The 2011-nt window shown below is 72.7% G+C and carries 1 protein-coding gene; it reads left to right on the top strand.

Annotation, left to right across the window (positions count from 1 at the left end):
* Positions 1 to 809 precede the first annotated feature (809 nt).
* On the top strand, positions 810 to 1955 hold the full coding sequence (locus tag D7Y13_RS41155; RefSeq protein WP_147452636.1) for a hypothetical protein: 1146 nt from the start codon (positions 810 to 812) through the stop codon (positions 1953 to 1955).
* Positions 1956 to 2011: the final 56 nt, after the last annotated feature.

Here is a 2011-nt window from a genome sequence, read left to right on the forward strand (position 1 = left end):
CCCCTGGGGCCCCCCAGGGGCCGTCGTCGGGCGCGGGATTGGGTGCGCGGCCGCAGGGACCTGGGAGTACGACGCAGGCCTTCGGTGCCGTCCCCGCCTCTCCTGCGGGGACGTTCAGTCTCTCGGAGCCGGGCGGGGCGACGCGGGCGTTTGGCGCGGTGCCGGGTCCTGCTGCTTCTCCGGCGGCCGAGGCTGTCGGAGCCACCCGGGCGTTTGGCGCGGTGCCGGGCCCTTCAACTTCCGGTGCGGTTGACGCAGCCAGTGGGGCAACGCGGGCGTTTGGTGCGGTCCCGGGTTCTTCGACGTCTGGCGCGGTCGACGCAGCCAGTGGGGCCACCCGTGCGTTTGGTGCGGTGCCGAGCCCTTCGCCTTCCGGTGCGTTCGAATCAGCGAATGGATCCACCCGTGCGTTTGGCGCGGTGCCGGGTCCTTCATCTTCGGGCGCGTTCGACGCGGCCAGTGGTTCGACTCGGGCGTTTGGCGCGGTCCCGGGCTCATCGTCCGAGCCGGTCGGAGCGACGCGTGCGTTTGGCGCGGTGCCCGGTTCCTCGTCGGGGACGTACGAAGCCACTGGCGCCACGCGGGCGTTCGGGGCCGTTTCGGATTCACCGGTCCCGCCTCCTGGTGGCCCTGAAGCAGGCGGATCCACCCGGGCCTTCGGTGCGGTGTCCGGCCCGCCGGAGCCGTCCGCTCCCCGTGCTCCTCCCCGGTCCTTCGGGGACATCTCGCCCTCGGGGGAGTCGCCGGATCAGCCGTGGTCGTCCGCCTCGGGCCCCCGACCCAAGCTCGTTCCGGAGGGCCACGACAGCATGCCGTGGGCGACCTCCGCTCCGACGTCGAGCCTCCCATTGCCCGACGATGCCGCGCCGTTCGCGCGCACCGTCCCGTCGCGTCCCGCCGTTTCAAGCGAGTCGTTGCTGGGCGGCGGACTGGAGCGGCCCCTTGCCGAGCGCAAGCCCTCGGGGACCCTGCCTCCGGAGCTGCTCGGGGCCTCGAAGTCCGAACCGGCGATGATCGAGTACGGGCCCGGGCAGGGCTCATCCTCCACGCTGACCCGTGCGCTCCTCGTGCTCGCGGTGCTCGCGGGCATCGGGCTCGCAGGCTACCTGGCGTATCCCGCCTTCCGCGATCGCAACACCGCCATGCCCGCGGCGGCCGTGGAGGAGAAGGACCGCGCCGTGGCGCTGCTTCGCCGCGACGATGCGGCCTCGCGCGAACAGGCCATCCAGAGCCTCCAGTCCCTCGCCACCACCCACCCGAAGTACGCCGAGGTCCAGGCCGAGCTGGCCGTGGCGCTCACCCTGCAACTGGCCGACCTGAACGCGGACTTCGACCGGCTGCGGCTCCAGTCGGAGCAGCTCCAGAAGCAGCTTGATGCGGTCAACGCCCGCCGGACCCCGGCGGACTGGGAGAACCGCGCGAACGCGCTGCGCGCCCAGATGCAGGCGCTCGCGCGCGAACAGGAGCCGCTGCGCGAGGCCATCGACGCGCGCCGCTCGAAGCTCGATGCCCAGATGGGCTCCGTGCGCGCCGCGCCCGAAGTGGAACCCGCCGCGACCGTGGCCGCGCGCCTGAAGGCCCAGGCCCTCTATGCCGCGGTGACGAGCGCCCCCGACGCACTGGCCCTCGCCCAGCGTCTGCGTCAGGCGGAGCTCTCCGCCGCCTGGAGCCTGCTCGCCCACGCCGAGTATGCCCTCAGCTCAGGGTCGCCCTCGGTCACCCTCCAGAGCGTTTCGAAGGAACTGGAGACGCTTCGCTCGCAGGACCGCACCCTCATGCGTGCCTACGTCCTGGGCGCGCGCCTGGCCCTCCGCCAGGGCGATGTGGCGACGGCCCGGACGCTGCTGGATGAGACCGTGGCCCTCAACGGCAGGCATGAGCTCGCCCAGCGCATGCTCCAGCAGCTTCCCGCCCCGGACCCCGCCACCGAGTCCGTCACGGAGCCCGAGCCCTGAAGCGTTGACAGGATCACCTCCCGGCCACCCTGGAGAATCTCCAGTCCTACCCCTCC

This window comes from Corallococcus praedator (assembly GCF_003612125.1).
In the GTDB taxonomy this organism is placed as follows: domain Bacteria; phylum Myxococcota; class Myxococcia; order Myxococcales; family Myxococcaceae; genus Corallococcus; species Corallococcus praedator.

Excerpts from the sequence above, each read along its gene's own strand:
- D7Y13_RS41155 (WP_147452636.1), top strand. The coding sequence starts at position 810 with ATGCCGTGGGCGACCTCCGCTCCGACGTCGAGCCTCCCATTGCCCGAC.